The sequence below is a fragment of the Methyloceanibacter marginalis genome, from assembly GCF_001723295.1.
In the GTDB taxonomy this organism is placed as follows: Bacteria; Pseudomonadota; Alphaproteobacteria; order Rhizobiales; family Methyloligellaceae; genus Methyloceanibacter; species Methyloceanibacter marginalis.
The window spans coordinates 1-5,850 of record NZ_LPWD01000041.1 but is presented as its reverse complement, the minus strand read 5'-3'; the positions used below and the strand labels follow the sequence as shown (position 1 = coordinate 5,850).

General features: G+C 61.1%; 8 protein-coding genes. 7 read left to right on the top strand and 1 reads right to left on the bottom strand.

The genetic code is table 11. The features are described 5' to 3' along the window. Nucleotides 1-229: 229 nt before the first annotated feature. The 6 genes from AUC71_RS02295 to AUC71_RS02270 all read left to right on the top strand — a co-directional run bounded on the left by AUC71_RS02295 (nucleotide 230) and on the right by AUC71_RS02270 (nucleotide 5,176). Nucleotides 230-1,432 carry a GGDEF domain-containing protein gene (locus AUC71_RS02295; protein ID WP_069622971.1) on the top strand — a complete coding sequence of 401 codons (1,203 nt, stop codon included), beginning with the start codon at nucleotides 230-232 and terminating at the stop codon, nucleotides 1,430-1,432. A gap of 217 nt (nucleotides 1,433-1,649) precedes the next feature. Beyond that, nucleotides 1,650-2,273 carry a cation efflux transmembrane domain-containing protein gene (locus AUC71_RS02290; protein ID WP_069622970.1) on the top strand — a complete coding sequence of 208 codons (624 nt, stop codon included), beginning with the start codon at nucleotides 1,650-1,652 and terminating at the stop codon, nucleotides 2,271-2,273. 171 nt (nucleotides 2,274-2,444) lie between these two features. Next, nucleotides 2,445-2,624, top strand: coding sequence for a hypothetical protein (locus AUC71_RS20120; protein ID WP_204376614.1), 180 nt, complete (start codon nucleotides 2,445-2,447; stop codon nucleotides 2,622-2,624). A 468-nt stretch (nucleotides 2,625-3,092) separates the two neighbouring features. Beyond that, entirely contained in the window at nucleotides 3,093-3,269 is a 177-nt protein-coding gene (locus AUC71_RS19120) for a hypothetical protein (protein ID WP_158007669.1), read from the top strand. A gap of 378 nt (nucleotides 3,270-3,647) precedes the next feature. Next, on the top strand, nucleotides 3,648-3,971 hold the full coding sequence (locus tag AUC71_RS02275; RefSeq protein WP_069622967.1) for a hypothetical protein: 324 nt from the start codon (nucleotides 3,648-3,650) through the stop codon (nucleotides 3,969-3,971). Next, nucleotides 3,971-5,176, top strand: a complete 1,206-nt coding sequence (locus tag AUC71_RS02270) for a putative bifunctional diguanylate cyclase/phosphodiesterase (RefSeq protein ID WP_069622966.1) — start codon at nucleotides 3,971-3,973, stop codon at nucleotides 5,174-5,176. The genes AUC71_RS02275 and AUC71_RS02270 overlap by 1 nt, the downstream gene beginning before the upstream one ends. 22 nt (nucleotides 5,177-5,198) lie before the next feature. On the opposite strand, the gene AUC71_RS18420 is transcribed toward AUC71_RS02270, so the two are convergent. After that, nucleotides 5,199-5,405, bottom strand: coding sequence for a hypothetical protein (locus AUC71_RS18420; RefSeq protein ID WP_141701386.1), 207 nt, complete (start codon nucleotides 5,403-5,405; stop codon nucleotides 5,199-5,201). Between the two features lie 211 nt (nucleotides 5,406-5,616). Between AUC71_RS18420 and AUC71_RS22510 the strand changes: the two genes are divergently transcribed. After that, a partial coding sequence (locus AUC71_RS22510; protein ID WP_141701385.1) for a TadE/TadG family type IV pilus assembly protein occupies nucleotides 5,617-5,850 on the top strand: 234 nt, incomplete at its 3' end.

Below are 5,850 nucleotides of genomic sequence, written 5' to 3'. Positions count from 1 at the left end.
AAGTTGCTGCCCGCGTCCCGCTCAGGCGGCCGCAGTAGGAACAGGAGCCGCCGGAGCCTTTAGCTGGCCTAGGTTACTCCCTCACCACCTCACAAGAGCTGCGGACCCGTATCCCGCGGTGCCCGAGCCGCTAAGACTTAAATAATCAAACTGATGTAGCACTCGGATCAACAAAGAGGCGTAGTAACTAGAATGTGTTCGTCTCTCCTTCTTTTCTTGGTGCACGTCTGTGCTGCTGTCGACCAATAGCGGAGACGAGCGCCGCTTCGATTGGGTCACCTTTGCCTTCGCCAGCTTGGCTATGGCTGCGGTTCTCGTTTCCTTGGTTGCCGTTCCGCAGTGGCTATCGAAGCAGGCCAGGTTTGATGCTCTTCGGCTGCAAGTAGCTGAGGTTGCCAATTTGGCGGCGGCTTCCGTCGACGGCGACCTGCACCGCAAGCTTCTCGGCAGCTACAGCGACGAACTCTACGCCGAGGTTGTGGCCCCCCTGGTGCGCCTCCACTCAGCGGACCCCGATATCTACTACCTCTACACGATGGTGGACAAGGGGCGCGAAGCTTACTTCGTGGTGGACACGGCTGCCTCGCCCCTCCTCCGCACGAAGCGGGAGCTCGATGCCTCCGGCTACATGGAGAAGTTTGAGCCGCGGGAGGACGACGACTGGCTTTCGCGGCTTGCGTCAGGTGAGACATACGTGACCCCGACGTTCGAGGAAGATGACTACGGCACCTTCCTCAGCGCGCATGCGCCGATCTACGACCGCGAGGGGCGCCACAGCGGCTTCGTTGGCGTTGACTTCGATATGCAGTACTACCTCGCTCGAGAGTCGCGCTTCGGATCGATCGCGATTTACTCTCTGTGCGCCGCCTTCCTCGTCGCACTGCTGACGGGTTGGCTCGTCACTCTCTACAGAGATGCAGTGCGGCGACGCGTCGATGAGCTTCACCGGCGCTCCATCACAGATAGCTTGACCGGCCTCCTCAATAGACGCGGCCTCGCTGAGGCGATCCGCGACGATACGACGAGACCAGTCGTGACGAGCGCCGTCTTGCTGGTGGACGTCGACGGGCTAAAGCTCGTCAACTCCCTCTACGGTCACGGCACCGGCGACGTCGTCCTCGCGAGGGTCGCCGGAGCAATCCGCGGCGGCATCCGCGAGGGAGACCACTGCGCCAGGATTGGAAGCGAGTTCGTGATTTACGCGCCCGATTGCGACGCCGCGGAGGCGGAGGCAGTCGCTCAGGCGATCATCCGCGGCGTCACCGCTGAGGGGATGCGTGTGGTTGGGTCCAACTTCAGCATCTCCGTAGGCATATCGGTATCTCCACAGCGAAAAGTCTTCAGCGAGATGTACCGCGAAGCCGGCGACGCCCTCGGGGAGGCGAAGTCTAGAGGCCGAAACCGGCTCAGCCTCTACGAGGCGGCGGCGTAGATTCTCCGCGGCCTAGAAACCAAATCTTGGAACCTAAGCGTCTCCCCCGCTAGGCTTCTCCCCCGCTCTCTCCTCGGATATGTTTCTGTTGGCCTTGGCGCTCCCCGCGAGGCCACCTCTGGTCCTCTGCACTTAGCCCCGCCCGGCTTCCGTGGTGGGGCTCTCTTTAGCCTTTGGGGAGCATGGTCATTTCCCGCCGACATCCTATGTTTAGGGCATGGGTGTGAGTTGCTGCGGAAACGAAACTCAGTTCGAGGGGCTGTCCCCGGATTACAGGCGCCGGCTTTGGTTGGTCATCGCAATCAACGCCGCGATGTTTTTTGTCGAGATGGGCGCCGGTGCATTGGCTGGCTCGCGGGCGCTCCAGGCCGACGCGCTGGACTTCGCGGGTGACAGCTTAACTTACGGCGTGACACTCGCCGTAATCGGTTCCGCTGCGCGGGTTCGCGCCTGGGCGGCTGTCGTCAAGGGCGTTAGCCTCGCCGCGATGGGACTTTGGGTGTTGGGGCCAACCGCCTACCACGTCCTCGTAGCCGGCGCCCCGCGAGCCGAAGTCATGGGCGTCGTTGGGTTCCTCGCGCTCGCCGCTAACGTCACCAGCGTCGTGATCCTGATGCGCTACAAGGAGGGAGACGCCAACGTCAGATCGGTATGGCTCTGCTCCCGTAACGACGCCATCGGCAACGTCGCCGTCATGCTCGCGGCAGCTGGCGTGTGGCTTACCGCGACGAGGTGGCCCGACCTTGTCGTCGCCGCGATCATGGCAGCCGTCTTCGTTACGTCGTCGGTCCAGATCCTGCGGCAGTCGGCTTCCGAGTTGAGGGCTCCCGAGGCTGCCTAGCTATTGGGCCGCCTGGAGGCTGCGTCGCCTCGCGGGCTACGGCGCCGAAGAGAACCCCCAGCGGCTTTTTTCGTAGCCCTTTGGCGTCAACCTGACGCGCCACGCGGGCCAGGGGATCGGCCGGCTCACGAACTCCACCAAGCCTTCGGCCTCGAGAGCCAAGAACACCTCGTGCCCGAGTTCTATGCCGACGATGGGAAGCTTCCCTACCTGAACGAACTTCTCATTCCGCTGCCGAAAGAGTTCCTCCAAAAGCAGCTGCCTAGCTTTCTCTTCATTCATTGGGCGGCCGTTCCTTCGAGCAACCATACGACAGACTACTTAAAGAAGTTGCTGCCCGCGTCCAGTTGAGCAGCAGGAACAGAGCCCGCCGGACGATAGTTCTCACTTTAGCTGGCCCAGGTTACTCCCCACTGGGACCAGTTAGGCCCGGTACGCCACTTCCACAAAAGCTGCGGACCCGTACCGGGCCGCTACATCTCGGACCCGCAACAGACGAGCCACCCCCGAAAGGTGAAATTTGAAACGTCGCAAAACTAAGGTTTGCCGCGAGGAGGCTGCGGAGTGCCGCCGCCTGGCGAGCTGCGCCACAAATCCTGTGGAGCGCTCCCGCTGGCTCGCTCTCGCCAAAATGTGGGAGCAATCGGCGGCAGAGCTTGAGGGTGGAACTGGCAAGCACGACGGACAAAGCGCCAACGCCGACGCCTGAGCGACATTTGGATTCAACGGCGCGCCGGCTTAGTTCGAATTGTCTCAAACCCAGACCAGCTTCGGTAACGTCTCTGGGTGTTAACTGCTTCCGAAGAAAGGGACCAAGGCATGGACAACCACTTCGATGGCTACGACGTGATCCCGCCCAAGGGCCCCGTCACTCTTTCGATTGAGTTGAACCCAGAAGAAGTCGAATTAGCTTTCGCGAGCGAGGGCGCATCGATCCAGTCGAAAGTCCTGAAGGCCCTCGTGGTCGTGATGATAAGCGACCCAATCAGTACGTGACAAAGAGCACTTCCCGAAGCCGACGCCTCCGGAACCTAGCAGATGGAGTTTCTGGTTAGCGCCAGATGCGACCTCGCCCAGCGCTACTACTTCAGCACACCACCGAAGCCGGCCGAGATGAAGGAGTGGTTCCGTCGCCTAAAGCCGAGCCGTGGTTCCGCGCGTCTTCGCATCGTCGGTAGTGCGCAATTTCGCCTGTCTCTTTCGCTCGCACTGAGCACGAAGTCTCGCGTCTGCATACCGTTTACATCCGCTCAAGCAACTAAAGGCTTCTTTAAGCAAGCGACGCGGAATACGTAACCTTGTCCGGACTCCCTTTGGCCAATTTTAAGCCGCCTCTGCCATCTTGCTCATTCTCATGCGATCTAGGGGCAGGGCATGGCTAAGTTTTCGACGTTCGTACGTCGCATTCTCAATGACATTTTGGTCATAGGGGCTTTTGGCCTGGCTGCCTTCGTGGTGGCAGACAACCTCGACCTCGAATATCTCGGACATGGCTCGCAGCCTGCCGCGGCGCTTGGTCTGGCGATCTTCGGCATCGGCGCCACCGTCTTCGCCGCACGTCGTGTCGCGGATGCACGGCGGGCCGCACAGCAAGCTTACCGGATTGCCCACGAGGATGAACTCACCGGACTGCCCAACCGGCGCCGCTTCGTGTCCGAGCTGCGCAATCACATCGAGACGCGAAGCCACTATCACTGATGTTGATGGATCTCGACAGCTTCAAGTCCGTCAACGATCTTCATGGCCACCGCGCCGGCGATGAAGTTCTTCGCGTCGCAGCGCAGAGAATCCAGAAAGTGCTCGGTCGTCGCGGCTTGGCCGCACGGATGGGTGGTGATGAGTTTGGCGTACTCCTTCCCAATACCGCGCCACAGGACGCGTCCGACATAGCGGTCGATCTTGCGGATGAGCTAGCGACGCCCGTGAAGCTTGCCGCGCTGGTGCTCCCGGTCGGCGTGAGCATCGGAATCACCACCTGGGACCCCACGACAGCCGCCGGCCTACCCAATGAAATTGAGCCGATGGAACTGGCGCTACGGCACGCCGACATGGCGCTTTACGAAGCCAAGAAGAACGAACTGAGCGTCTTCGCTTTCCGCAAGGAGCTCGATGAGCGGCTCCATCAGCGCGTCGAGCTTGAAGACCAGATCAAATTCGCGATTCAGCGGGGCGACATTTTACCGTGGTACCAGCCGGTCTTCGACCTGCGTACCGGAGACGTCACCGGCTGCGAAGTGCTCGCACGCTGGAATCACCCCGAGCATGGCCTGCTCGCCCCCTCTGTCTTCCTTCCCATAGCAGGGTCGACAGGGAATATTCGTGGGATGACCTGCGCCCTGCTGCGGCAAGCAATAGAGGATGCCCAGAGCTGGCCCGCGTCGCTCGTGATTTCCCTCAACATTGCCCCGCAAATGGTGCTGGATACGACGTTGCCGCAAGAGATCCTTGGGATACTTGCGCAGTCCGACTTCCCGCCTAATCGACTCGAGCTTGAAATCGCAGAAGGCGCATTCGCAGCCCGCGTCGAGGAAGCCTGCGAAGTCGTCGAGGTCCTTCGCCAAGCAGGCGTTAGAATTGCGTTGGACGATTTCGGCACGAGCTACGCGGGGCTGGCCTACCTCAAGGACTTCAATTTCGAACGCGTGAAGATAGACCGCTCCTTTGTCCGCGAACTCACGACCAGCAAGAGGGGCGCGCATATCGTTCGCATCATCATCGAGTTCTGCCGAATGGCGGGCGTCAAGACGACGGCCGGCGGTATAGAGACCAGGCGCGAGCTTAAGGGCCTAGCAGACATGGGGTGCGACTCCGGTCAAGGTGAGTTGCTGTCCAAGCCGCAGCCGCAGTCCACTCTGCTGGCCTACTTGACGAGCCTCGCCTCGGATCTGCGCCAAGCGAGTTAGCCTTCCACTCTTCCCAGGCGCTTCACTTGCGTGCGGCGGGCTTCCGCTTGGCGGTCGTCTTACGAGCGGACTTGCGGGCGGCCGCGGCTTTATTCTTCTTACGTGTGGCTGCAGCCTTGGCGGCGGTGGCCCGACGCTTGCGGGTTGCCGCTGCTTTGAGTGCCGTTGCGCGGCGTTTCCGCGTCTGTGCCGCTTTCTGGCCGGATGTAAGTTCCTTGGTCGCTGCCATTGTCACCCCCCATAGCAAAGCTCCGACCCGCACTATAGCACAGCCTTGGCGAGTACGCGTGCTGGAGATGATGGGTGACCGGACCACCGTCGACTCTCAGCCTTTACGACATTTCTGACAAAGAGACACCTCGCGGTAAGAAGTTTTCCGTACCCAGCCACTTGAAGGAGAGTGACGCGACACACGGAAAGGCGGCGCCCTATTGTATGCAATGAATTTCTATATTCGGCACTTCGCCCGGAACCATAAGGGGAGCGTCGCTCTCCTTTTTGCCCTTTCTCTTATCCCGATCCTCCTCGCGATCGGCGCCGCTGTGGACTACGGACGCGCGCTTGCCGTCGCGCGAGCGAATGGCCGACGCGGCGGACGCCGCCGCGCTGGCCATCGGCTCATGGACCGGGCTTCTGAGCCGAGCTCGAGGCCAGAGCCCAGCACTACTCAACGC